Source organism: Kitasatospora sp. NPDC043950 (assembly GCF_056435345.1).
On the sequence record NZ_JBWKER010000018.1, the window covers coordinates 92320 to 116209 of the forward strand.

Consider the following 23890-nt stretch of genomic DNA (forward strand, 5'->3'; position numbering starts at 1 on the left):
TCGGGGGGGGGTTCCCCCCCCCCCCCCCCCCCCCCCCCCCCCACCTCCCCCCCCCCCCCCCCCCCCCCCCCCCCCCCCCCCCCCCCCCCCCCCCCCGCCGGGTGTGGGTCAGGCCTTGATGGTGAGCCAGGCGCCGAGGCCGTTGCAGCCGCGGGCGTCGTAGCTGGTGCTGCGGTAGCCGGCCGGGATCGGCGAGTAGGGGCAGGTCCAGATGCCGTTGCGGACCAGTTCGTGGAACCAGGCGCCGACGCCGCTGCACCCCTGGGGGTTGTAGTTGGTCAGGACGTAGCCGGAGACGATCGGCGAGCCGGAGCAGGTCCACAGGCGGTTCTGGGCGGGTGCCTGGAACCAGGCGCCGTGGTTGTTGCAGCCGCTGGAGTTGAACATGGTGATGACGTAGCCGTCCGGGACGGGCGTTCCGGGGCAGGTCCAGCCGCCCACCGAGGCGGTTGCCGCGGGGGCGGCCGGGGCGGCGGCGGTGGCGGTTCCGGCCGCCGTGCCGGTGAGGGCGGCGGCGAGGAGGGCGACGACGGCCGCCGCTCTTCCCGCGTGGGTCCACAGTCGACGGAGGATTCTGGTCACGGCGCACCGGTCCGATCGGTAGCCCCGGCGGTCGCGGCCGGCCGGGGAGGGGGGAACAGCGGGGATGCGTGGCACCGTAGTGGCGTGGCCGGAGCCGGGGGAATACGGGGTTCGAAAGATCGTCGAACTTGACTGGAAAACGATCTCCCGCCGCTCGGACGCTCGGCGTCGCTCGGTCGCTCGCCCGCTCGCCCGCTCGCCCGCTCGGCCGTGGAGCCTGCGGGCGAAGATGACGAAAGGCTGACGGACCGGTGCCGGGCCTCGCGCCGGCCGGGCTCGGGCTGGTGCAATCGGGGGCGTGGACAGAACAGGCGAAGAGGGCCGGGGCGCCCCGGTGGGGCGGCGGGTGGTGCTCGGACTGCTCGGGCTCGGGGCCGTCGGGGTGGCGGCGGGGCCGTACCTGCAACGGGCCGAGTCGGGGTTGGCCGAACGGGACCCGAGCGGGCTGAGCGGGCTGCTGCCGGGCAACAACGGATTCCGGTACTACTCGGTGGTGTCGTCCGTCCCGGAGCGGAGCGTGGCGGACTACACGCTCAGCGTCGACGGGATGGTCGAGCGGCCCGCGACGTTCCGCCTGCCGGACCTGCGGGCGATGCCGCAGCGGCGGCTCGTGCGGGACGTGCAGTGCGTGACCGGGTGGCGGGTGCCGGACACCCCGTTCGAGGGGGTGCCGCTCGCGCACCTGCTGGACGCCGCGGGCGTGCGGCCGGGGGCCGGGGCCGTCCGGTTCAGCTGCTTCGACGGCGCGTACACCGAGAGCCTGACGCTGGCGCAGGCCCGACGGGACGACGTACTGGTCGCGCTGCGGATGCAGGACGGCCCGATCTCCCACACCCACGGCGGCCCGGTGCGGCTGTACGTCGCGCCGATGTACTTCTACAAGTCCGCCAAGTGGCTCTCCGGGATCACCGTGACCGGTTCGGTGGAGCCGGGCTACTGGGAGCGCGGCGGGTACGACGTCGACGCCTGGGTCGGCCGGTCGAACGGACGTGACGATGCGCCCACCGGCTGAACTCCTGCTGCGCTTCACCCGGGCCGAGCGCTGGGTGCACCGGACGACCGCCGCGCTGACCGGCGTCTGCCTGGCCACGGCGGCCTGCCTCTACCTCGCCCCGCTCGCCGAACTGGTCGGCAACCGGCGGCTGGTGGTGACGGTGCACGTGTGGTGCGGCCTCGCGCTGCCCGTGCCGCTGCTGCTCGGGCTCGCCTCGCGGGCGCTGCGCGCGGACGCCGCCCGGCTGAGCCGCTTCACCCCGGCGGACTGGGACTGGCTGCGCGCCGTCCGGCGCCGCGCCCCGCACCGGCCGGCGGGCAAGTTCAACGCCGGGCAGAAGCTCTACGCGCAGTGGACGCTCGGCTCGATGCTGGTGATCGTCGGCACCGGGCTGCTGATGTGGCTGCCCCGCCTCGCCCCGCCCTCCTGGCGGACCGGGGCGACCTTCGTCCACGACTGGCTGGCCGCCGCCATCGCCGTGGTGGTGGTCGGACACGTCCGGATGGCCTGGCGGGATCCGCAGGCGCGGCTCGGGATGCGGACCGGGCTGGTGGAGCGCCGGTGGGCCGAGCGCGAGCACCCGCAGTGGCGGCCGGTGGGCCGGGAGTAGGCGGCCGGTCGGACGTCTTGTCGTGGCCCGGGGCGTGTGGCAGGCTCGGCCGGGACGCCTCGAAGGGTGCCGCCGGGGCACCCCTGACCGTGGGGCCAAGAGGCGGTTGGGCGACAGCCGCACGCGTGGTGCACGACCGGCATCCTGCAAGGCTCCTTGGACCCCGGCGCCAATCTTCTCCTCGCCGCCCTGTCGATCGCGGGCGGCCCTTCCGGCTTCGTAGGTACCCGACGTCCAGGTTAGGCATGCCTTGCTTTCGCTCTGACCAGCACTCTAAGGTAACTCCTCAGAGGACCTGAGAACCCGAGGACTTGAGAGTGACCGTGACAGAACTCCATGAACTGACCCTGGCCGAGGCCCGGCCGGCCGCCGCCGAGGACACCCCGCAGCCGGTGCTCGACCGGGACGCCGCGCACCAGGACACCGCACACCGGGACGCCGCGCACCGGGGCCTCGCGTTCCGGGTCGAGGGAGGAACCACGTGAAGCGCGGCCAGCTGGCCTTCCTGACCGGCACCCACGTCGTCAACGACCTCTACCAGGGCGCCGTCCCGGCACTGCTGCCCTTCCTGATGTCCGAGCGGCACTACAGCTACACCGCCGTCTCGGGGATCGCGCTGGCCGCCACCGGCCTGTCCAGCGTGGTCCAGCCGCTCTTCGGCCTGCTCGTCGACCGCCGCCACCGCGGCTGGCTCGTCCCGGCCGGCTTCCTGACCGCCGCCGGGGGCCTCGGCTGCGCCGGACTCGCCGACAGCTACCTGCTCACCTGGCTCTGCGTGGCCCTCGCCGGGATCGGCGTCGCCGCCTACCACCCGCCCGCCACCAACCAGGCCAGAGCGGCGGGCGGCCAGTCCCAGCAGGCGATGAGCCTGTTCTCCGTCGGCGGCACACTCGGTGCCTCGCTGGCACCGGCCCTGGTGACGCTCGTGGTCGGCTCGCTCGGCCTGGCCGGCAGCTGGCTGCTCGCCGTCCCCGCGGTGGTGATGGGCGCACTGTGGGCGGCCCAGGGCCCGTGGCTGCGCCGCCGGGGCCACACCCCCGCGCCGCCGCTGGTGACGGGCGGCGCGGCCGGGAGCGGACAGCGCGACGACTGGCGGGCCTTCGGCCGGCTGGTGGTCGCCACGGTCTGCTGGTCGGTGCCCTACGTCACGGTGACCTCGATGCTCGCCCTGCACCTCCAGCGCGACCTGCACACCTCGACGGGCGCGGGGGCGGTGGCCCTCACCTCCCTCACCCTGGCCGGTGCGGCGGGCACCCTGCTCGGCGGGCGGCTGGGCGACCGGTACGGGCGGCTCCTCCCGATCCGGCTGGGCTACCTGTTGGCCGCCCCCGCCCTGGCCGGCGTGGCCTTCGCCCCCACCTTCGCGGTGGCCGAACTCGCCGCCGTCGCGTTCGGGTTGGCGATGTTTCTGCCGTTCGCCGCCCAGGTGACGTTGGCCCAGGACTACCTGCCCAACCGGCCCGGCACCGCCAGCGGACTGACCCTGGGCCTGGCGATGTCGGTGGGCGGGCTGGCCGCCCCGCTGCTCGGCCGGATCGCCGACGCGTACGGGCTGCGCATCGTACTGGGATCGGTGCTCGGGGTGCTGCTGGTCGCCCTGGTCTGCGGACTGCGGCTGCGTGACCGGGTGCTGCCGACGGATGAGTCCGCCCCGCCGCCGGGCCTGGAGCAGGAGCCGGAGTCGAAGCCGGCGTCGGTGGGCGCGGCGGCGGAACGGGCAGGTGGGCGGGCCCGCTGAGGGGCTGCGGGGCCCGTCCTGATGGCAGCGGGACCGGGATGCCGTCGTTGCCGAGGACCCGCCGACACGTCAGGAGGGTGGGGTCGCGTCCGTCAAGGGCAACGGCCTTGTGCGCCTCAGCGCTTGTGCAGGGCGAGGAAGCGGCGGCCGTGCGAGGTCCAGCGCTCCGCCTCGACCAGTCCGGCGGCGGCGTGGGCCCGCCGTAGGGCGGCGGCCGTGCCGAGCCGGGCCCAGGGGAAGGCCGGCCCGAGCCGGCCGTCCGGGCCCTCGACCTGGACGGTGACCTGCTCGTCCAACTCCACGGGCTCCACCTCGACCAGCAGCAGACCGTCCGGCGCGATGAGTTCGGCGCCCCGGTGGAGCAGGGCGTCCGGGTCGCCGCCGATGCCGAGGTTGCCGTCGGCGAGGAGCGCGGCGCCCCAGCGGCCCTCGGCGGGAAGCCGGTCGAAGACCGAGCGGCAGAGCGCCGGGCCGCCCAGTCCGACCGTGCGGGCGACGGCCGCCCTGGTCACGTCGACGCCGAGGGCCGGGACACCGAGCGCGAGCAGCGCGGCGACCAGCCGCCCGGGCCCGCAGCCGAGGTCGAGGACGGGCGCGGCCCGGCGGGCGCAGCGCCGGAGCAGGCTGTGGTCGGCGCCGGCCGCCGGGGCGCACCAGCGTTCGATGTCCAGCCGGAGGCGGTGGCCGTCCTCCCGGCGCAGCCAGAGCGGGCCGCGCCCGGTGCGGACGGCTTCGGCGAACGGGTCGTCCACCCAGGCGGTGGCGGTCGTCAACTCGCCACCTCCGGCTTCGGGTCGACCGTTCCCAGCTGGGCGGCGAAACGGCTGTCCGGGGCCTCGGCGGCGACGCGGCGGGCGTCCTCGGCGGTGTCCACGTCGGTGAGCAGCGGAAGGTGATGAATCGTCAAGTCGGCTTCGGCGAGGCGTTCCAGGAGTACCGCTCCGGTCCTCGGGGTGGACATCGGCACGCCGTGCAGCAGGCGCGCGGCCAGTTCGGCGGTCGGTCGGGCCAGGCCCAGCGCCCAGAAGCCGCCGTCGGCCGCCGGGCCGTACCAGGCGTCCGTGCCCGCCCGCCGTGCGGCCGACAGCGGCTCGGCCAGCGCGGCGGCGCTCAGCTGCGGGGTGTCCATCCCGACCAGCAGCGCCGGGGCGTGCGGGGCCACCCGGGCCGCGTGCGCGAAGGCGGCGGCCAGCCGTTCGTCCAGCCCGCCGCCGGTCTGCGCGACGACCTCCCAGCCGGGCGGCAGCCAGTCGCCCGGTTCGCCGTCCAGGACGAGCACGCGCCGCCCGGCCGGCATCGTGCCCAGGGTGTGCAGGGTGTCGGCGAGGGCGGCCGAGGCCAGGGCGGCGGCCTGTTCGGGGGTGCACGGCGGGGTGAGCCGGGTCTTCACCCGGCCGGGGGCGGGCGACTTGGCGATCACCAGCAGGGTCGGCGGGGGCGCGGCCAGCACGGCCCGCATGTCGCGGACGGCCTGGCGGGTGCCGCGCAGGGTGCCGGTGACCTTGGAGCGGCCCGCGCGCGGCAGGTAGTCGACGGGGGTCTCGGTGATCCGCAGCCCGGCGGCCGAGGCGGCGAGCACCATCTCCAGCGGGTAGCCGGACCGGCGGTCGCCGAGCCCCAGGGCCAGCAGCTGTTCCCGGCGGGCGGCCCGCATCGGGCCGAGGTCGTGCAGCGGCGCGCCGGTGCGGGCGCGCAGCCGTCGGGCCAGGACGGTGTTGGCCAGGCGGGCGTGCAGCGGCCACGCCCCGGCGGTGGCCGGGCGGCGGCGGCCCAGCACCAGGTCGGCGGAGCCGGCCAGCACCGGACCGGCGACCAGGGGGAGCTGGGCGGGATCGAGGGAGCCGTCGCAGTCCAGGAAGCAGACCAGGTCGGCGGTGGCGGCGCGCAGCCCGGCGTGGCAGGCGGCGCCGAACCCGCGCCGGGGCTCCTCGACCACCGTCGCGCCGAGCGAGCGGGCGAGGTCGGCGGAGCCGTCCCGGGAGCCGTTGTCGACGACGACGGCCCGCCAGCCGTCCGGGATCCGCCCCAGCACCCAGGGCAGCGCGGCGGCCTCGTCGAGGCAGGGCAGCACGACGTCGACGGGGGAGACGGGGGAGGTGGGTGAGGTCACCCGGCCACGCTAAGTGCGGGACGGCGGGGTGCGGCGGCGGCGCAGCCTTACGGAAGTCGGACGCCCCGGCGGCTGACCCGTCCGGCGGATCGGGCCGGGCCGCATCGGGCTGGGCTGGGTCGCATCGGGTTGGGCTGGTCCGGGTCGGGCGAGGGTGCGGGCGGCGGATCTTACGGAACGCGAACGCGGGCCCGCTTCCGCCCGCGCCCGCCGCCGAGGCCTCCTATCCTCGGCGAGGTGAACGACACCTCGCACATCCTGGTGATCGACGACGACCCGACCGTGGCCGAGGTCGTCGCCGGCTACCTCACCCGCGCCGGGCACCACGTGGACCGGGCCGCCGACGGTGCGCTGGGCCTGGACCTCGCCGAGCGCACCCGCCCCGACCTGCTGGTGCTGGACCTCATGCTGCCCGGCCTCGACGGGCTGGAGGTGCTGCGCCGGCTGCGGGCCTCCGCCGGGGGCGCCGCGCTGCCGGTGGTGCTGCTCACCGCCAAGGGCGACGAGGCGGACCGCATCCTCGGCCTGGAGCTGGGCGCGGACGACTACGTCACCAAGCCGTTCAGCCCGCGCGAACTGGTGCTGCGGGTGCAGTCGGTGCTGCGCCGCGCCCGGGCGGGGAGCGGGGCCGCCGACGGGACGGGCGGCGGGCCGGGCGACGGGCCGGGCGACGGGGTGCTGCGCTCGGGGGACGTCACGCTCGACCCGAAGGCCCGCCGCGCCCACCGGGGTGCGCGTGAACTCGCCCTCACCCTCCGGGAGTTCGACCTGCTGGCGTTCCTGCTCCGGCACCCCGGCACGGTGTTCTCCCGGCAGAGCCTGATGCGGCGGGTGTGGGGCTGGGACTTCGGCGACCTCTCCACCGTCACCGTCCACGTCCGGCGGCTGCGCGAGAAGATCGAGGACGACCCGGCCGCGCCCGCCCTGATCAGCACCGTCTGGGGCGTCGGCTACCGCTACGACCCGGCGCCCCACGGCCCGGCTCCCCATGACCCGGCTCACGACATGCCGCACCACCCGCAGGGCGGTGCGGCGTGAAGGACCTGCTGCTGATCGCCCTGTTCGCCGCCCTCGGCGCGGGCGGGGCCGGCCTGCTCGGCTGGGCGGCGATCCGGCTGCTGCGCCGCCGCTCCGTCGCCCTGTCCCTGTTCTGCGTGGCGGTGGTGACCGTCCTCGCGGTGACGTCCGGGACGTTCGCCGTGGCGCAGGCGATGTTCCTGTCCACCCACGACCTCGGCGTGGTCATCACGGTGCTCGGCATGGCCGCCGTCGTCTCGCTGCTCACCGCCGCGCTGCTCGGCCGTCAGGTGGTGGCCGGTAGCCGGGCGCTGACCGAGGCCGTCCGGACGGTCGGCAGTGACGCCGGGTTCACCGCGCCCGCGCACCCGCTCGGCGCGGAACTCGCCGCGCTGAGCGAGGAGTTGGCTGCCACCAGCGCCCGGCTGGCGGAGTCCCGGGCGCGCGAGCAGGCCCTGGAGCACTCCCGCCGGGAGCTGGTCGCGTGGATCTCGCACGACCTGCGCACCCCGCTGGCCGGCCTGCGGGCGATGGCCGAGGCGCTGGAGGACGGCGTCGCCGAGGACCCCGACCGCTACCTGGTGCGGATCGGCACCGAGGTCGAACGGCTCACCGGCATGGTGGACGACCTGTTCGAGCTCTCCCGGATCCAGGCGGGCGCGCTCGCCCTCTCGCTCACCCGGGTCTCGGTGTACGACCTGGTGGACGACGCGCTCGCCGGGGCGTACCCGCTGGCCCGGCGGCGCGGCGTCCGGCTGGAGGGGCGGCAGGTGGCCGACGAGCCGGCGGCGGCCGAGCCGGTCGAGGTGGACAGCGGGGAGATCACCCGGGTGCTCGGCAACCTGCTGGTCAACGCGATCCGCTCGACCCCCGCGGACGGCGTGGTGGCCGTCGCCGCCCGGCGGGAGGCCGACGAGGTGGTGCTGTCGGTGACCGACGGCTGCGGCGGCATCCCGGAACAGGACCTGCCCCGGGTGTTCGAGACGGGCTGGCGCGGCGGCTCCGCCCGCACGCCCCGCCGCGACGACGGCCGGGCCGCCGGCGAGCCCGGCGAGAGCGGTGCCGGGCTCGGGCTCGCCATCGTGCGCGGCATCGTCGAGGCGCACGCCGGGCGCGCGGAGGTGCGCAACGTCGCCGGGGGCTGCTGCTTCGAGATCGCCCTGCCCGCGCCGCGCGCCCGGCGGGAATGACGAGGCAGGTCCCGGGGTCCGCCCTTCGGACGCGCGGCGCGCTCGGCCTACTTGGCCCGCTCGGCCTACTCGGCCACGGCCTCGCGCAGCCGCTTCTTGTCCGGCTTGCCGACCGACGTCAGCGGGATCTCGTCCACGAGGTGCAGGGCCTCCGGCGCGTAGATCCGCCCCTTGCGGGCCGTGACGAACGCCTGGACGTCCGCCAACTCGGGCTGCTGCCCCGGAGCGGGAACGACGGCGACGTGGACGTGCTCCGCCTCCTGCGCGTCGCGCACGCCGAAGACCGCGCAGCGGGCGATCGCCGGGTGGGTGAGGAGGAGGTCCTCCACCTCGGACGGGTAGACGTGCCCGCCGACCACGATGATCAGGTCCTTGACCCGGTCGGCCAGGTAGAGGCAGCCGTCCGCGTCGAAGTAGCCGACGTCGCCGGTGTTCAGCCAGCCGTCGCGCAGCACCTCGGCGGTCAGGTCGGGCCGCTTCCAGTACCCGGCCATGAGCCCGGCCGATCGGACGTGGACCTCGCCCTGCTCCCCCGTGGGCAGCTCGGTGCCGTCGGCGGACCGGATCACCACCTCGACGCCCGGGAGGGGGCGGCCGACCGAGACCTGGCCGCCCTGCGCGATCCGGTCGTGCCCCTCCGGGGTGAGGAAGGAGATCAGCTGCGCCTCGGACATCCCGTAGACGCCCACCAGGACCGGCCCGAACACCTTGAGCGCCTCGCGGATCCGGGTCGGCGAGGCGGCGCAGCCCCCGTACGTGATCTGCCGCAGGCTGGACAGGTCGGTGCGGCCGATCGCCGGGTGGTCGAGCAGCTGGTAGAGCAGCGGCGGCAGCACCCAGAGGCTGGTGATGCGCTCGCGCTCGACGGCGGCCAGTACCTCGCCGGGGTCGAAGGTGCGCTGGAGGACCACCGTGCCGCCGTGGTGGAGCGTCAGGTCGGAGAAGATCCCGGCGAGGTGGGCGAGCGAGGTGGCGGCGAGGAAGCGGGGCGCCTCGCCGGCCGTGCCGGCGGAGCCGAACGAGGTGTCGAAGACGCCGCGGTAGGGGCCGTGCAGGCTGAGGATGCCCTTCGGGACCCCGGTGGTGCCGCCGGTGTGGCGGATGCCGAGGTCGTCGTCCGGGCCGATCCGGACGGCGGGCGGCTCGGCGGGGCGGTGGGCGGAGGCGGCGATCACGTCCTCGCCGATCGCGTCCGGTCCGGGGCCGAGGCGGAGGACCGTCGGCACGGCGATCAGGGGCAGCAACTCGGCGGCCTCCGCGTACCGTTCGGCGTCCACGAGGAGGACGGCGGTGTCGACGCTCGCCGCGATCTCGGCCAGGACGGGGGTGCTCATGCCGTCGTACAGGGTGACCACCCGCGCACCCGCGAGGCCCGCGGCGTAGCGGGCGCCGAGCGCCTCGGCGGTGTTGCCGGTGAGCAGGGTGACGGTGTCCCCGCGGGTGACGCCCCGGGCGATGAGCTCGTGGGCGAGGCGGTAGGTGGCGGTGGCGAAGTCGCCGGCGGTGATCTCGACGCCGTCGGCGGTGACGATGGCCCGCCGCTCCGGATCGGCGGAGAGGGACCGGAGGATCAGGGCGGGTGCGCTGACGAATTCCTGGTCGTTCATGGCCACTTCTTCCTTGTAGTTTGCAACCATGTTGCAAGGCTAGCCCCATCCTCCGCTCTTCACCGGTGAGTTCCGGCCGATATCGGACGGACCGTCAGGTGTGGCGCCGGACCGCGGTGCCGCCGCGAACTCGGCCATCCCGGCGGGGAACGGCACCTGCGGGCGCCAGCCGAGTTCGGCGCGCAGCCGGGAGGAGTCGGCGGTGATGTGCCGGACGTCGCCCAGGCGGTACTCGCCGGTCACCAGCGGTGCCGGGCCGCCGTACGCCGCCGCCAGCGCCCCGGCCATCTCGCCGATCGTGCGGACCTCGCCGCTGCCCACGTTGTAGGCGCGGGAGCTACCCGGCGCGCGGGCGGCAAGGGCCTCCAGCGCGGCGAGGTTGGCCGCGGCGACGTCCTCGACGTGGACGAAGTCCCGGCGCTGACTGCCGTCCTCGAACACCCGGGGGGCCTCGCCCCGGGCCAGCGCCGAGCGGAACAGCGAGGCGACCCCCGCGTACGGGGTGTCGCGCGGCATGCCCGGGCCGTACACGTTGTGGTAGCGGAGCGTCAGGACGGTGCCCTGGCAGGCCCGGGCCCACACGGAGGCCAGGTGCTCCTGGGCGAGCTTGGTGGCCGCGTACACGCTGCGCGGGTCGGCCGGGGCGTCCTCGGCGACCAGGCCGGGGCTCAGGGCGCGGCCGCAGACCGGGCAGGGCGGCTCGAAGCGCCCGGCCTCCAGGTCGGCCGGGCGGCGCGGGCCCGGGGCCACGTCGCCGTGCGCGGGGCAGCGGTAGCGGCCCTCCCCGTACACCACCATCGAGCCGGCCAGGACGAGCCGGCGGACCCCGGCGCGGGCCATCGCGGCGAGCAGGACGGCCGTGCCGAGGTCGTTGCAGCCCGCGTAGGCGGGGGCGTCGTCGAGGTCCAGCCCGAGGCCGACCATCGCCGCCTGGTGGCAGACCCCGTCCACCCCGGCCAGCGCCCGCTGCACGGCGGCGGCGTCCCGGACGTCCCCCTGCTCGAAGGCCACGCCCCCGGGCAGTTCGGGGGCCCGCCCCGAGCGGTGGACGGCGGGCAGCAGCGCGTCCAGCACCCGCACCCCGTGCCCGGCCGCGACCAGTGCGCGGACCACGGCCGACCCGATGAACCCGGCTCCGCCGGTGACCAGAATCTCCATGCCGCCGACGCTAGCCGCGCGGTGCGGCGGATCGGGCGTGGACGGACCGGCCGTCAGGGATCGGTAATCCTCCCGGCGTAATCGGCGTGGCCGGTGTAACCGGTGTGACCGGCCTGACCGGTGTCACGGTCGATCGCCGCCCGATCCGATCCGGCGTTCAACTGGCGTTCGCCGGAAGAACCTTCGCAGGTGGCCCGGGCGCCCGGTTCGGCTGGGACTCTCCAGGGCGTTTCCCGGAGCCTTGGAGGCGGCAGTGTCACATCCCTCGCGCAGAACGGTCCTTCGGACGGGTACCGCGGCCGGTGCGCTGGCCGCGCTGCCCGCGTCCGCCCTCCTCTGGACGCAGCCGGCCCTGGCGGGCACCCCCGGACCGGAGCAGATCCACCTCCAGTGGGGCAACGAGCCGTCCCGCGAGATGACCGTCTCCTGGGCGACGGCCGCCAGCGTGCGCCGCCCCCGGGTGCGGATCGGCACCCCCCGCGGCGGCGCCGGCCACACCGTGGACGCCGAGACCCGCACCTACGTCGACGGGCTCAACAAGGTCGAGACGTATACCCACCACGTCCGCCTGGACGGCCTGCGGCCCGACACCACGTACGTCTACGAGGTGCTGCACGACGGCTCCGGCCCGGTGCGCGGCACCTTCCGCACGGCGCCCGCGCGTGGCCGGGCCGCGTTCCGCTTCACCAGCTTCGGCGATCTCGGCACCGGCGACGACGTGTTCAGCAAGTCCTCGATCCACGGCGCCGCCGCCGTCCGCCAGGTCGAGCAGTTCGCGCCGCTGTTCCACCTGCTCAACGGCGACCTCGCGTACGCCAACAACAACCCGCAGCGCCAGCCGCAGTGCTGGAACGCGTTCATGAACAACCTCGCCAAGTCGGCCGCCAGCCGGCCCTGGATGCCCGCGCCCGGCAACCACGAGGTCGAGGCCGGCGGCGGGGACCTCGGCTACGCCTCCTACCTGACGCGCTTCGAACTGCCCGACAACGGCACCCGCGACTACTGCGGCAACTGGTACAGCTTCCAGGTCGGTTCGGTGCTGTTCGTCAGCCTCGACGGCAACGAGATCGCTGTCGAGGACGACGCCAGCCTCGACCCGGCCACCGGCCGGTCCATCTACATCAGCGACTACAGCGAGGGCGCCCAACTCCGCTGGCTGGAACGCACCCTGGCGCGCGCCCGGCGCGGCCGCGCGGTGGACTGGGTCGTCGTCAACCTGCACCAGTTCGCGATGTCCTCCTCGGCCGCCAGCCACGGCGGTGACATGGGCATCCGCGAGAAGCTGCTGCCGCTGCTCGACCGCTACGGCGTCGACCTCGTCCTGGCCGGGCACGACCACGACTACGAGCGCACCCACCCCGTCCGCGGCACCGAGCCGGGCGGCCTGCTCACCCCGGCCGTCGCCGACGACGACGTGCGCCGGATCGACACCTCGCAGGGCACCGTCCACCTGATCCTCGGCGGTGGCGGCACCGCCGGCCACGACGACGTCTACCTGCCCGCCGACGCGGACGGCGTCCGCCAGGCCTCCGTGCGCACCCAGCGGCTCACCTTCAAGGCCGACCCGGACGCCAAGGAGAAGGCCCACTGGTCCGCGGTCACCGACCCGGACACCGCCTTCCCCTACGGCGTCGCGGTCTTCGACGTCGACCCCGGGCCGCTGCCGGGCGGCCGCACCACCATCACCGTCAGCTACTACCACTCCCCGTCCGCCACCGCGGCCAACCCGTTCCCGACGCCGGTGCTCTTCGACCGCTTCACCCTGTACCGCGACCGCAGCGACGGCTGGGGCGACCGGGACCGGAGCGACGACCGGAACGACGAGCAGGGCGAGGACGAGAACACCGGCTCCGAGGTCGGCGCCGGGCGCCGGTAACGCCTCGCGTCCCTGAGGGGCCCGTCGCGCGTACCGCGCGGCGGGCCCCTCGTCCGTTCAGACAGTTCCGGGGACGGCGGCCGAGCGGGCGCCGGTCCATGCGGGGTGAGTGGTGACGGAGGGTCGTCGCGGCGGCCCGGCCCGGTGGTGACGGTCGGTCGGCGGCGGGTTGGGCCGGTGGTGATGCCGGGTCACCGCCGCGCTGGGCCGTTGGTGACGGCGGGTCGCCGCCGTGGCTGGGCTGTCCGTGCGACGGGTCCCCGCCTCGGCGCGCGGGCCACTGGCGGGGCGGTTAGCGTCGGCCGCAACACGGTTTCAGTTATGGGAGGTTGGCAGTGCAGCGGTGGATCATTGTGACGGCCCTCACCACGGCCCTCGGCGGGCTCACGGCACCCGCCCTGGCCGCCGACCCGGCGCCGGCCGCGGCTTCGGTGGCCGCCCCGGCCCGGGTGCGGGACGGGGACGCGGCCCCCACGGGCGTCACTCTCGGTGAGGCCCGGATCGACCCGAAGGTGCCCGGCCGGGTCCGGGTCGACGTCGAGTACGTCTGCGGGGTCGCGGAGGAGGCCCGGTCGCTCACCGTCTCGGTCGAGCAGCGGGACCCGGAGGACACCTCCTCGATGGCCTTCGGCTCCAGCCGGACGGCCGAGGCGGACGTGATCTGCGACGGCACGGCGCGGCAGCGGCAGCTCGTCGTCCAGTCCAAGACGGTCAACTGGATCCCGGGCGCGGACGCCGTCCTGATCGCCACGGTCTCCGACCTCGGCGCCACCCCGCCCGCGTCCTCCGACGCCCGGCGGGTCCCGCTCTTCGGCTCCTGATGCGTCCGCGGGCCCGGGCCGTGGCCGCCGTGCTCCTCGGCGCCGCCCTCGCCGCCTGCTCCGTCCGCGTGGGCGGCCCGGACTCAGGCCCGGACTCAGGCGTGACCTCGGGAGCGACCTCGGGCGTGACCTCGGGCCCGGGGCCGACCGGGTCCGTTTCGGCGACCCCGGCCGCCTCGCCGTCCTCGGCCACCGCTCCCGCCCCGGGGGCGGTGGCCATCAGGGACTTCGCGTTCGAGCCGGCCGACTTCACCGTCCGCCCGGGCGCCGTCGTCACGGTCCGCAACGCCGACACCGTCGACCACACCCTCACCGCCCAGGACCGCAGTTTCGACACCGGCACCATCGCCCCGGGCACGTCCGCGACCTTCACCGCGCCGGCCCGGCCGGGCGCCTCCTCGTACCTGTGCACCCTGCACCACTTCATGCGGGGGATCCTGACGGTGTCCTGAGCCGACCGGTCCGTCGGCCGCGCGGGTGCCGGCCGCTCCTGAATCGCAAGCCCACAGGTGAACGGGGCTGCTGCTATCCGCCGCCATGTTCTACAGTTCTGTAGAACTAGGAGAACAGTGAACGGGGGCACGGCATGGACAGGCCGCTTCGACTGCCGCAGCAGGATCGGGCCGACTTCGAGACGGAACTGGGGAGGGCGCTGGCCGGGTCGCAGGTGCGGGCGGCCCTGTGGGCGGTGGGGGACGAGGGGCCGGGGGTGGAGCGGTTGCGGCGGAGCGCCCGGGAGAACGCGGAGTTCGTGCTGGCGGCGGCGGCGCCCGAGTACGAGCGGTACGCGGCGCTGCGGGCGGACCAGGACGCGGTGGCGCGGCTGCCGGTGGACGAGCCGGGGCGGCAGCGGGTGTCCGGGTGGTGGGGGGTGCTGGGGGTGATCGTGCCGATCGTCGCCGGGGTGGCCGCCGCGATCTTCCTGCTGCTCGGGTACGCGCTGGGGCTGGCGGACGACGCCGAGGTGCTGGGGCACGCGCTGGTCGGCGCCGGGTGGGTGGCGGCCGGGGTGGCCGCGCTGAGCCTGCTGGTGGGCGGACTGGGACTGCTGGGCGCGGCCTCGCGGTCGAGGTCGGCGGAGTCCGGCGGGGAGGCCGGCGTGCTGGGGGAGCTGGGGCTGGCGCGGGACGCCTGGCGGTCGGCGCTGGCGGAGCGCGGCCTGGTGCCGTTCCTGCTGGCGCAGGCGGGCGCGGGGGCGCCCGGCCGGCGCCGCTGACGCCGTCGGCTCAGTCGTGGCGGGTGCGGGCGGCGTCGACGAGGAGGTGGGCGGCGTCGAGCGGGATGCCGAGTCGGCGGGCGATCCACGGGGCCGGGCGGCCGGCCCGGGCGAGCATCCAGGCGGAGTACAACTGGCCCAGCTGCGGGGCCTGGTGGGCGAGGAGGAGTGGGCGCACGGCGTCCATCGGGAAGTCTTCGAGGGCGCGGGCGCTGTACTCGCGGCCGTTGGGGCCGGGCGGGGGTAACGGGAGTGGGCGGCGGGTGTCGAGCCAGCGTCCGAGCAGCACCGCGCCGACCGCCAGGAGGCCGGAGCCGGAGGCGCCGATCAGGACGGCGTTGATGACCGGGCGGTCCTCCTCCTCGGCCAGGCCGAGGGCGAGTTCCTCGGCGACGAGCAGGGCGAGGACGGTGAGCAGCACCGCGGCTTCGGCGGGGCGCGGGTAGGGCCGGGACGTCGTCATGGGATACCTCTCCTCGGCGGGGGAGACCGGGGCGGGCGAAGGGGCCGCGGACGGCGGTGGCGGCAGGGCCGACGTGTGGGACGTGGCGCCAAGAAGACTTGACGTTGCGTCAGGAAGTCCGTACGACGGGCGTGTTCACCGTCTCGACCGTGCTCACCGTCTGCCGGAGGCGGACCGGGGCGTGCGGGGGTGGGGGCGGGTGGTGCGGCCCGCACTGCTGCTGTCCATGCGTCTCGCCTCCTTCCGGTCGGGCGCGCCATGCTGGTGCGTTCGTCGACGGGGCAAGGGGGGGTCATCCTCGGACTTCGGGACAGCATAGCCCGGCCCTCACGCCAACTTCGACACCCTTGTCGAAGTTGGCGCCGGTGGGAGAGCACGCCGTTGGACGATCGACCAGGTGGGGCCGGGTGCGGCTGATGTGCGGGCCCACTCGCGCCCGGCCGGTCGCCGCCGCTTCAATCGCCGTACCGAAGGAACGGGACCGGCCGGGGGCGATGGAGCGACATGGATCTGAACACGGTGGCCGACCGGAGGGAGTGACGTTCGGTCCCGCCCTGGTTACCCTGGGTCGCGCCGTCGGACGCGCCCAGGGAGGCCGGATGGGACTCACCAGTCACAAGCTGCTGGCGCTGGCGGCGCTGTTCGCGGTGTGCACGGTGCTCGGCACGCTCTGGGTCTGGCCCCGGCTGGCCGTCCGCAGCTGGCCCGCGGTGTTCCTGCGGCTCGGGACGATCGCCGTCACCCAGTTCGCGCTGCTGGCCACCCTCGGGCTCGCCGTCAACGACGACTTCGTGTTCTACAGCAGTTGGTCCGACCTGTTCGGGCGCGACCGCGGGGCGGGCGTCATCCAGGCGGGCGGCCCGTCTGCCAGCCCGACCGTCGTTCCGTCCGGAGGGCCTGGCGGCACCCCCGGCGGCACCCCGGCCGAGGTGCCCGCCGGGGTGCAGGTGCTCGGCACCGCCGAGATCACCGGCGCGGACGGGGCCGACCGCGGCCCGGCCACCATCGGGCGGCTCGACCGGGTGCGGCTGCCCGGCGGCACCACCGGGCTCAGCACCGACGGGTACGTCTACCTGCCGCCGCAGTACTTCCGGCCCGGCGCCGAGACCCGGCACTTCCCGGCGGCCCTGGTGATGACCGGCTTCCCGGGGGACGCCGCCAACCTGGTCACCAAGCTGCGCTACCCGGCGTACGAACTCGACCTGCTGCGCCGGGGGGTGATGAAGCCGACCGTCCTGGTGCTGGTGCGCCCCTCGCCGTCGATGCCGCGCGACAGCGAGTGCGAGGACGTCCCGAACGGCCCGCAGGCCCAGCGCTACTTCACCACCGACGTGCCGGCCGACCTGCGGGCCTCCTACCGGGTGCTCGACGGCACCGGCAGCCTCGGCGTGATCGGCGACTCCACCGGGGGCTACTGCGCCGTCAAGCTCGGCATGGTCCACCCGGAGACCTTCCCGGTGGCGGTCTCGCTGTCCGGCTACTTCAAGGCCGCCGAGGACGTGACCACCGGCGACCTCTTCGGCGGCAGCCAGCAGCGGCGCGACGAGGCCGACCTGAACTGGCGCCTGGCCCACCTGCCGATGCCCGCCCTGGCCGTGCTCCTCGCCGACAGCAAGGAGGACGGCCACGGCTACGCCGACTCCGTGGCCTTCGCCGCGGCCGCCCGCCCGCCGCTGGTGGTCGCCCAGGCCACCGTGGAGACCGGCGGGCACAACTTCACCACCTGGACCAGGCTGCTCCCGCCGTCGCTGACCTGGTTGAGCGACCACCTGCACGACCCGCAGTGACACCAGCCGCGCGGCGGGCACGCGCCGGGCACGTTCTGGTGCCGACGGCCGGACGGCGGCCGAGAACGTCGGCGGGGTGGTCACTCCTGAGCCATTGTGTGGCAGGAGGGTTGCCGGGGGCTCAACTTCAGGATAGGCAAACCTAAGTGCTTTCGGTTCGGGGGTGAGGACGCGCGGAATGACTGTGACCGAGAACCCGACCGCCCGGGTCGACCGGCTCGCCATCGCCCTCGCGGACGGCACCCCGCTGCTCGCCCCGGTCAGCCTCGATCTGCGCCCCGGACGCGTGCACGCCGTCACCGGCCCCCCGGGCGCGGGCAAGACCACCCTGCTGCACGCCCTCGCCGGAGCCCTGCCCCCGGGCGCCCGGGCCACCGGGCTGGTCACCGTCCTCGGCCAGGACGTCCTCTCCCTCGCTCCCGAAGCGCTGCGCCGGTTGCGCCGTCACCGGCTCGCCTTCCTCGGCCAGGACCAGGGTTCGGGCCTCAACCCCCGGACGCGGGTCGCCGGACTGCCCGCCGGGGCCGCCGCCGACCGCGGCCCCGAAGCCGTGGGCGACCTGCTCGCCCGGGTCCGACTGCCCGCCGACCAGCGGCTCGAACGCCGCCTCCCCGGCGCCCTCGCCCTCCCAGGTGCCCCCGCCGGCGGTCAGCAGCGCCGCGTGGCCCTCTCCCGGGCCCTCGCCCGCCGCCCCGACCTGCTGCTCCTCGACGAACCCGGCGCCGGCCTGGACCCCGCCCTGCGGGACGAGATCGCCGACCTGCTGCGCGAACTCGCCCGCCGGCACGGCATCGCCGTCGCGCTCGCCAGCCACGACGCCGCCTTCGTCGCCCGCTGCGCCGACGAGGTGCTCGTCCTCGCCCCGGCCCGCCCCGGGGCGGGCGGCGGCCCCATCCGGACCGGGGCCGGCCGTACGTCCGGACCGGTCGCGGCGCGCACCGCCGTCGGGCTGGCCGCGCTCGGCGTCGAAGCTCACGTCGGGTACGGGCGCGGGCGGCGCCGGATCCTCACCGGGGTCGACCTGCACCTCGCGCCCGGCAGCTGCACCGGCATCATCGGCCCCTCCGGCGCGGGCAAGACCACCCTCGTCCGGGTCCTCGCCGGGCTCCACCCGTCCACCGGCGGCACCCTCACCCTGGACGGCGCCCCGCTGGCCGGCTCGCACCACGCCCGCACCCGCGAGCAGCGCCGCCGCGTCCAACTCGTCCCGCAGAACCCGCTCGGCGCGCTCAACCCGGCCCGGACGGTCGGCGCCACCCTCACCCGTCCGCTGAGGCTGCACCACACGACCCCGCACGAGCAGTGCCCCGGCCGGGTCGCCGAACTGCTGGCCGCCGTCGGCCTTCCCGCCGACCTGGCCGCCCGGCACCCGCCCGAGCTGTCCGGCGGCCAGCGTCAACGCGTCGCCATCGCCCGGGCGTTGGCGGCCGAGCCGGACGTCCTGCTGTGCGACGAGGTGACCTCCGGGCTGGACGCCGACACGGCCGCGGGCATCGTGACCCTGCTGGGCCGGCTGCGCGCCGAGCGCGGGGTGGCGCTGGCGCTGATCAGCCACGACCTACCGCTGGTGCGCGAACACGCGGATGCGGTGGTGCAGTTGGGGGAGGCGCCGGGGCGGGCCCGGACCAGGGGCCCTGGAGCGGCGGGCCCGGGCGCGATGGCGCCCGCCGGCTCGGCGTGGGTGAGGTGACGCGTCGAGCCGGCGGGCGGGTTCGGGGGAGCTGCTGTCAGGGCCTGTCCGGCGAGATCCGGGGGACGCGCCCCAGCTAGGCGCGCCCCAGCAGCGGGAGCGGTGCCCCGGTGCGGGCGGGGAGTTCGAGCCGGGTCAGCAGCGCGGAGGGCGACACCTCGACCACCCGGCAGCCCGCGCGGTGGCGGCAGTGCCGGGCCACCGAGCCGTGCCGCAGCCGGTCGAACCGTCGGCGGGTGGCGGCGCCGAGGACCAGCAGGTCCTCCGGCCCGGTGACGGCGCCGACCAGGGCCGGCCCGGGCTCGGCCTTGACCACCAGCGGGTGGATGACCAGCCCGGCCGGGTAGCCGCCGTAGGCCTGCTCGAAGGCGATGTCCAGCCGCCGCCGGGCGGCGTGCTCCAGTTCGGACAGCGGGCGCAGGCCGTCGCGTTCGCCCGCGTTCCACGCGGCCACCGGCACCAGCACGGCCTCGCTGCGGGCCGCCTCGCCGACGGCGTGGTAGAGGGCGGCCAGACTGCTCAGTGATCCGCTCAGGCCGACGATCACTCGGGTGGTCCCGGTCATGGCCGTTCGCCTCCGTTTCTCCGGTCGGGTACTCCCGGTTCCGTACTCCTTGGTTCGGATGATTCCAGTGAACCCCGGAACCGGTCCGTCCGTACCGCCGCTGATGGCTCCATGACGCCGGTCGCACACTTCTTGACGGCCTTCTGACAGCTCCGGCGCGCCGTGCGGCTCAGCCGAGGCCCGGCACGAACTGGATCAGCAGGTCGATCGCCTTGATGCCGAGGAACGGCAGGATCAGCCCGCCCAGCCCGTACACCCGCAGGTTGCGGCGGAGCAGGTCGGTGGCGGAGGCGGGCTGGTAGCGGACGCCGCGCAGGGCCAGCGGGATCAGGGCGACGATGATCAGCGCGTTGAAGATGATCGCGGAGGCGATCGCCGAGGTCGGGCTGTGCAGTTCCATGATGTTGAGGTGGTGCAGCCCGGGGTAGGCGTTCGCGAACATCGCGGGGATGATCGCGAAGAACTTGGCCACGTCGTTGGTGATCGAGAAGGTGGTCAACGCACCGCGGGTGATGAGGAGTTGCTTGCCGACCCGGATGATGTCGATCAGCTTCGCCGGGTTGGAGTCGAGGTCGACCATGTTGCCGGCCTCCTTGGCGGCCGGGGTGCCGGAGTTCATCGCGACCCCGACGTCGGCCTGGGCGAGCGCGGGGGCGTCGTTGGTGCCGTCGCCGGTCATCGCGACCATGTTCCCGGCGGCCTGCTCGCGGCGCAGGTGGGCGAGCTTGTCCTCGGGGGTGGCCTCGGCGAGGAAGTCGTCCACCCCGGCCTCGGCGGCGATGGCGCGGGCGGTGAGCGGGTTGTCGCCGGTGACCATGACGGTGCGGATGCCCATCCTGCGCAGCTCGGCGAAGCGCTCGGCGATGCCCTCCTTCACCACGTCCTTGAGTTCGACCACGCCCAGCGCGCGGGCGCCGTGCCGGTCGTGGACGGCGACCAGCAGCGGGGTGCCGCCGGCCTCGGCGATCCGGTCCACCAGCGGCTTGGCCTCCATCGGCATCCGCCCGCCGGACTCCACCACCCAGCGGGCGACGGCGCCGGCGGCGCCCTTGCGGATCAGGCAGTTCGTCCCGTCGGGCCAGGTCAGGTCGACGCCGCTCATCCGGCTGTGTGCGGTGAACGGGACGGGCCGCTGCTCGCCGAGTTCGCCGGGGGCGCGGGGCGGCACCCAGTACTGACGGTTCGTCAGTTCGACGAGCGAGCGCCCCTCGGGGGTCTCGTCCGCGACGGAGGCCAACTGGGCGGCCTCGGCGAGCTGTTCGGTGCTCGCGCCGGGCAGCGGGTGCAGTGCGACAGCCCGGCGGTTGCCGTGGGTGATGGTGCCGGTCTTGTCGAGCAGCAGCACGTCGACGTCCCCGGCGGCCTCGACGGCCCGGCCGGAGAGGGCGACGACGTTGCGCTGGACCAGCCGGTCCATCCCGGCGATGCCGATCGCGGACAGCAGCGCGCCGATGGTGGTCGGGATGAGCGCGACCATCAGGGCGACCAGCACCACGGTGGTCTGCGGCGCGTGCGCGTAGATCGCCATCGGCTGGAGCGAGACCACCGAGAGCAGGAAGACGATGGTGAGCGAGGCGAGCAGGATGTTGAGCGCGATCTCGTTCGGGGTCTTCTGCCGGTTGGCGCCCTCCACCAGGGCGATCATGCGGTCGACGAAGCTCTGCCCGGGCCGGGAGGTGACCCGGACGACCAGGTGGTCGGAAAGCACCCTGGTGCCGCCGGTGACGCCGGTGCGGTCACCGCCGGACTCGCGGATCACCGGCGCGGACTCCCCGGTGATCGCCGACTCGTCGACGGAGGCCACCCCCTCGACCACCTCGCCGTCCTGCGGCACGACCTCGCCGGCCGGCACCAGCACCACGTCGTGCAGCATCAACTGCTCGGCGGGGATCACCTCGTGGCGGTGGTCGCGGGTGCCGACCCGCCAGTGCAGCAGCCGCCGGGCGGTGGTCCCGGCCTGGGTGCGGCGCAGCGACTCGGCCTGCGCCTTGCCCCGGCTCTCGGCGACGGCCTCGGCGAGGTTGGCGAACAGCACGGTCAGCCAGAGCCAGAAGCCGATCACCCAGGCGAACACGCTCGGGTGGATCACCGCGCTGAGCGTGGTGAGCGCGGAGCCGGTCTCCACCACGAGCATCACCGGGTTGCGCATCATGGTGCGCGGGTGGAGCTTGCGGACGGCGGCGGGCAGGGCCTCGGTGAGCTGGCGGCGGGTGATGAGCCGGCGGCGGCCGCCGTCCGGGCCGGTCGGCCGGTGGCTCGGGTGGTGGCTCGGGTGGTGCTGCGGTTGGTGCGGCCGGTCGTCCGGTCGGTCGTGCGGGGGTTGCTCGCGGACGCCCTCCGGGCGGCGGAACCAGTCGGTTCGGGGCGTGGTGGTGTCCGGGGGAGTGAGGGCCGAACGGCGCATCGTCTCGGAAGACCTTCCGGGCCGCCCCGGGCTGCGGGGCAACGGGGCGGCGGACTCGGTGGCGGCGGGGACGGCGGCCAGCCCACCACCGGATCCGCGCCCGCCACGCGCCTCTTGACGCGGGCTTGGCGTGCGGGCGGCCGTCCTTGACGGCTCCCTGACATCCGGACCGGGTGGGCATTCGGGCGGTCGTACGGACGTTCGGGGTCGGGTGCGGCCGTACGGGTGATGACCGGGGCGGCGGATGTCAGGAAGGCGTCAAGGACGCACGGCGGAGCGTAGGCCACGCGTCAAGGCCCGGTGCGATCGGCGTTCGGTGGGCATCCACTGGAACCGAGGGCCGCACCACGGTGGCCCGCCCGAGCCCGAGGAGCCTTCCGTGAGCAGCACGATCGTCACCGCCGTCGACCAGTCGCCGCGCCGCCTGGTCCGCCTGGTGCCCGCCGGTGTCCGGCAGGACCGGCAGGAGCTTCAGGACAGCCCCGAGCCGCCCGAACCGGCGCCCGCGCCCACGGTCGGCCGCGACCGCGGCCGCCCGGCGCACTGCCGGATCGCGATGCAGTTCGAGGACTGACCCCGCCCACCGCGTGCCGCAACCCCGCCCCGCCCCGTAGGAGTACCGCCATGACGCAGCTGACCGCCCCGTCCGTCCCCTCCGCCGTCCCCGCCCCCTCCACCGGCACCTCCACCGCCCGCCCCGACGCCCCGGCCGTCGACGCGCTCGGCGGCCCCTGGCCGGCCTCGGCGCGGCCCGGCCCCGGCGGCGACGTGCTGGTCGGCGGGGTGGGGCTGGCGGAGGCGGCCGAGCGGTTCGGCACCCCGCTGTACGTCCTGGACGAGGCCGAGGTGCGCAACCGCGCCCGGGCGTACCGGCGGGCGCTGCCGCACGCCGAGGTGCTGTACGCCGCCAAGGCGTTCCTGTGCAGCGCGATGGCCGACTGGGTGGCCGAGGAGGGCCTGGGCCTGGACGTCTGCTCCTCCGGCGAGCTGTGGCTGGCCGCCTCGGCCGGCTTCCCGGCGCAGCGGATCCTGCTGCACGGCAACGCCAAGTCCCCGGAGGAACTGCGGCTGGCCCGGCGGCTGCGGGTCGGGCGGATCGTGATCGACGGACCGGCGGAGATCGCCCGGCTGGCCGCCCTGGTGGCCGCCGACACCCCGCAGCGGGTACTCGTCCGGGTCGTCCCGGGGATCGCCGCCGGGCACCACACGGCGGTCCAGACGGGAGTGGGCGGGCAGAAGTTCGGCTTCCCGATCGAGGGCGGCGACGCGGCCGACGCGATCGCCCGGGTGCTCGACCAGCCCGGGCTCGAACTGGCCGGCCTGCACTGCCACCTGGGCTCGCAGATCACCGAGGTCGAGCCCTACCTCCAGGCGGTGGACGCGCTGGTGCGGCTGCTCGCGGAGATCCGGGAGCAGCACGGCGTGGAACTGCCCGAACTGGACCTCGGCGGCGGCCACGGCATCCGCTACCTGCCGGGGGACGCCGAGTTCGACGTCGCCGACTTCGCCGTCCGGGTGACCGACCGGCTGGCGGTGCGCTGCGCCGAGGCGGGCCTGGAGGTGCCGCGGCTGATCGTCGAGCCCGGCCGCGCGCTGGCCGGCCCGGCCGCCGTCGCCGTGTACCGGGTGCTGTCGGTGAAGCACACCGCGGACGGCCACTGCTTCGCCGCCGTGGACGGCGGGATGAGCGACAACCCGCGCCCGGCGCTGTACGGATCGCCGTACAGCGTCCGCCTGGTGGGCCGCCGTTCGGAGGCGGGCGCGGCCCGGGTGGACGTGGTGGGCCGGCACTGCGAGGCCGGCGACGTGCTGGTCCGTGACGCCGTGCTGCCCGCCGACCTGCGTGCGGGGGACCTGCTGGCCGTCCCGGCGGCCGGGGCGTACCAGCTGTCGATGGCCTCCGGCTACAACCTGGTCGGCCGCCCGGCGGTGGCCGCCGTCAAGGACGGCCGGGCCCGCCTGCTGATCCGCCGGGAGACGGTCGAGGACTTCCGCCTCCGCGAGGTCGGCCGGTAGCCGAATACCGTTGCGTGAGAAGTCGGCCCCGCCGACTTCTCACGCA

Annotated in this window: 22 protein-coding genes and 1 pseudogene; 14 read left to right on the top strand and 9 right to left on the bottom strand. The window is 75.5% G+C overall.

Annotation, left to right across the window (positions count from 1 at the left end):
• Positions 1 to 108 precede the first annotated feature (108 nt).
• On the bottom strand, positions 109 to 582 hold the full coding sequence (locus AC07BF_RS14710) for a hypothetical protein (protein ID WP_363579893.1): 474 nt from the start codon (positions 580 to 582) through the stop codon (positions 109 to 111).
• A gap of 298 nt (positions 583 to 880) precedes the next feature.
• On the opposite strand from AC07BF_RS14710, the gene AC07BF_RS14715 reads away from it, so the two are divergent.
• The 4 genes from AC07BF_RS14715 to AC07BF_RS14730 all read left to right on the top strand — a co-directional run bounded on the left by AC07BF_RS14715 (position 881) and on the right by AC07BF_RS14730 (position 3924).
• Positions 881 to 1594, top strand: coding sequence for a molybdopterin-dependent oxidoreductase (locus AC07BF_RS14715; protein ID WP_371516110.1), 714 nt, complete (start codon positions 881 to 883; stop codon positions 1592 to 1594).
• Positions 1578 to 2186 carry a cytochrome b/b6 domain-containing protein gene (locus AC07BF_RS14720; RefSeq protein WP_363579895.1) on the top strand — a complete coding sequence of 203 codons (609 nt, stop codon included), beginning with the start codon at positions 1578 to 1580 and terminating at the stop codon, positions 2184 to 2186. The genes AC07BF_RS14715 and AC07BF_RS14720 overlap by 17 nt, the downstream gene beginning before the upstream one ends.
• A 323-nt stretch (positions 2187 to 2509) precedes the next feature.
• Positions 2510 to 2671: a hypothetical protein gene (locus AC07BF_RS14725; protein ID WP_478333437.1), complete on the top strand. Its 162-nt coding sequence runs from the start codon at positions 2510 to 2512 to the stop codon at positions 2669 to 2671.
• The gene (locus AC07BF_RS14730; RefSeq protein ID WP_478333438.1) at positions 2668 to 3924 is read left to right on the top strand and encodes an MFS transporter; all 1257 of its coding nucleotides are present in this window, start codon (positions 2668 to 2670) and stop codon (positions 3922 to 3924) included. Before AC07BF_RS14725 ends, AC07BF_RS14730 begins: the two co-directional genes overlap by 4 nt.
• A 116-nt stretch (positions 3925 to 4040) precedes the next feature.
• On the opposite strand, the gene AC07BF_RS14735 is transcribed toward AC07BF_RS14730, so the two are convergent.
• The 3 genes and pseudogenes from AC07BF_RS14735 to AC07BF_RS14745 all read right to left on the bottom strand — a co-directional run.
• Positions 4041 to 4697 carry a class I SAM-dependent methyltransferase gene (locus tag AC07BF_RS14735; RefSeq protein ID WP_363579898.1) on the bottom strand — a complete coding sequence of 219 codons (657 nt, stop codon included), beginning with the start codon at positions 4695 to 4697 and terminating at the stop codon, positions 4041 to 4043.
• Complete coding sequence (locus AC07BF_RS14740; RefSeq protein WP_478333445.1) at positions 4694 to 5221, bottom strand: TIGR04282 family arsenosugar biosynthesis glycosyltransferase; 528 nt, start codon at positions 5219 to 5221, stop codon at positions 4694 to 4696. The genes AC07BF_RS14735 and AC07BF_RS14740 overlap by 4 nt, the downstream gene beginning before the upstream one ends.
• A 99-nt stretch (positions 5222 to 5320) precedes the next feature.
• Positions 5321 to 6034: pseudogene (locus AC07BF_RS14745) on the bottom strand (glycosyltransferase family 2 protein); the annotation flags it as partial.
• A 255-nt stretch (positions 6035 to 6289) separates the two neighbouring features.
• Here AC07BF_RS14745 and AC07BF_RS14750 point away from each other — a divergent pair.
• Together AC07BF_RS14750 and AC07BF_RS14755 are read left to right on the top strand one after the other, a co-directional pair.
• The gene (locus AC07BF_RS14750) at positions 6290 to 7072 is read left to right on the top strand and encodes a response regulator transcription factor (protein WP_478333446.1); all 783 of its coding nucleotides are present in this window, start codon (positions 6290 to 6292) and stop codon (positions 7070 to 7072) included.
• Complete coding sequence (locus AC07BF_RS14755) at positions 7069 to 8241, top strand: sensor histidine kinase (RefSeq protein ID WP_363618462.1); 1173 nt, start codon at positions 7069 to 7071, stop codon at positions 8239 to 8241. The genes AC07BF_RS14750 and AC07BF_RS14755 overlap by 4 nt, the downstream gene beginning before the upstream one ends.
• Before the next feature lie 65 nt (positions 8242 to 8306).
• On the opposite strand, the gene AC07BF_RS14760 is transcribed toward AC07BF_RS14755, so the two are convergent.
• Both AC07BF_RS14760 and AC07BF_RS14765 read right to left on the bottom strand, forming a co-directional pair.
• Complete coding sequence (locus tag AC07BF_RS14760) at positions 8307 to 9848, bottom strand: AMP-binding protein (RefSeq protein ID WP_363579900.1); 1542 nt, start codon at positions 9846 to 9848, stop codon at positions 8307 to 8309.
• A gap of 39 nt (positions 9849 to 9887) precedes the next feature.
• Complete coding sequence (locus AC07BF_RS14765; protein ID WP_478333439.1) at positions 9888 to 11006, bottom strand: NAD-dependent epimerase/dehydratase family protein; 1119 nt, start codon at positions 11004 to 11006, stop codon at positions 9888 to 9890.
• Between the two features lie 253 nt (positions 11007 to 11259).
• Between AC07BF_RS14765 and AC07BF_RS14770 the strand changes: the two genes are divergently transcribed.
• The 4 genes from AC07BF_RS14770 to AC07BF_RS14785 all read left to right on the top strand — a co-directional run bounded on the left by AC07BF_RS14770 (position 11260) and on the right by AC07BF_RS14785 (position 14919).
• Positions 11260 to 12882 carry a purple acid phosphatase family protein gene (locus AC07BF_RS14770; protein ID WP_400803389.1) on the top strand — a complete coding sequence of 541 codons (1623 nt, stop codon included), beginning with the start codon at positions 11260 to 11262 and terminating at the stop codon, positions 12880 to 12882.
• 353 nt (positions 12883 to 13235) lie between these two features.
• Positions 13236 to 13703, top strand: a complete 468-nt coding sequence (locus AC07BF_RS14775) for a hypothetical protein (RefSeq protein WP_400989639.1) — start codon at positions 13236 to 13238, stop codon at positions 13701 to 13703.
• 125 nt (positions 13704 to 13828) lie between these two features.
• Positions 13829 to 14155 carry a cupredoxin domain-containing protein gene (locus AC07BF_RS14780; protein WP_478317916.1) on the top strand — a complete coding sequence of 109 codons (327 nt, stop codon included), beginning with the start codon at positions 13829 to 13831 and terminating at the stop codon, positions 14153 to 14155.
• Positions 14156 to 14289: 134 nt separating this feature from the next.
• Positions 14290 to 14919, top strand: coding sequence for a hypothetical protein (locus AC07BF_RS14785; protein ID WP_478333440.1), 630 nt, complete (start codon positions 14290 to 14292; stop codon positions 14917 to 14919).
• 10 nt (positions 14920 to 14929) lie between these two features.
• On the opposite strand, the gene AC07BF_RS14790 is transcribed toward AC07BF_RS14785, so the two are convergent.
• Positions 14930 to 15382, bottom strand: coding sequence for a hypothetical protein (locus tag AC07BF_RS14790; protein ID WP_363579906.1), 453 nt, complete (start codon positions 15380 to 15382; stop codon positions 14930 to 14932).
• Between the two features lie 599 nt (positions 15383 to 15981).
• Here AC07BF_RS14790 and AC07BF_RS14795 point away from each other — a divergent pair.
• Both AC07BF_RS14795 and AC07BF_RS14800 read left to right on the top strand, forming a co-directional pair.
• A complete protein-coding gene (locus AC07BF_RS14795) occupies positions 15982 to 17169 on the top strand; it encodes an alpha/beta hydrolase (RefSeq protein ID WP_478333441.1) in 1188 nt (395 codons plus the stop codon).
• Positions 17170 to 17347: 178 nt separating this feature from the next.
• On the top strand, positions 17348 to 18859 hold the full coding sequence (locus tag AC07BF_RS14800) for an ABC transporter ATP-binding protein (RefSeq protein WP_400803379.1): 1512 nt from the start codon (positions 17348 to 17350) through the stop codon (positions 18857 to 18859).
• Positions 18860 to 18935: 76 nt separating this feature from the next.
• Here the strand turns inward: AC07BF_RS14800 and AC07BF_RS14805 are convergent, their stop codons facing one another.
• Positions 18936 to 19424: a universal stress protein gene (locus AC07BF_RS14805; protein ID WP_063346559.1), complete on the bottom strand. Its 489-nt coding sequence runs from the start codon at positions 19422 to 19424 to the stop codon at positions 18936 to 18938.
• Between the two features lie 169 nt (positions 19425 to 19593).
• On the bottom strand, positions 19594 to 21828 hold the full coding sequence (gene kdpB, locus AC07BF_RS14810; RefSeq protein ID WP_400330107.1) for a potassium-transporting ATPase subunit KdpB: 2235 nt from the start codon (positions 21826 to 21828) through the stop codon (positions 19594 to 19596).
• Between the two features lie 379 nt (positions 21829 to 22207).
• Here kdpB and AC07BF_RS14815 point away from each other — a divergent pair, with 379 nt between their 5' ends.
• Positions 22208 to 22402 carry a hypothetical protein gene (locus tag AC07BF_RS14815; protein ID WP_400843281.1) on the top strand — a complete coding sequence of 65 codons (195 nt, stop codon included), beginning with the start codon at positions 22208 to 22210 and terminating at the stop codon, positions 22400 to 22402.
• Positions 22403 to 22452: 50 nt separating this feature from the next.
• A complete protein-coding gene (gene lysA / locus AC07BF_RS14820; RefSeq protein ID WP_363579911.1) occupies positions 22453 to 23844 on the top strand; it encodes a diaminopimelate decarboxylase in 1392 nt (463 codons plus the stop codon).
• Positions 23845 to 23890: the final 46 nt, after the last annotated feature.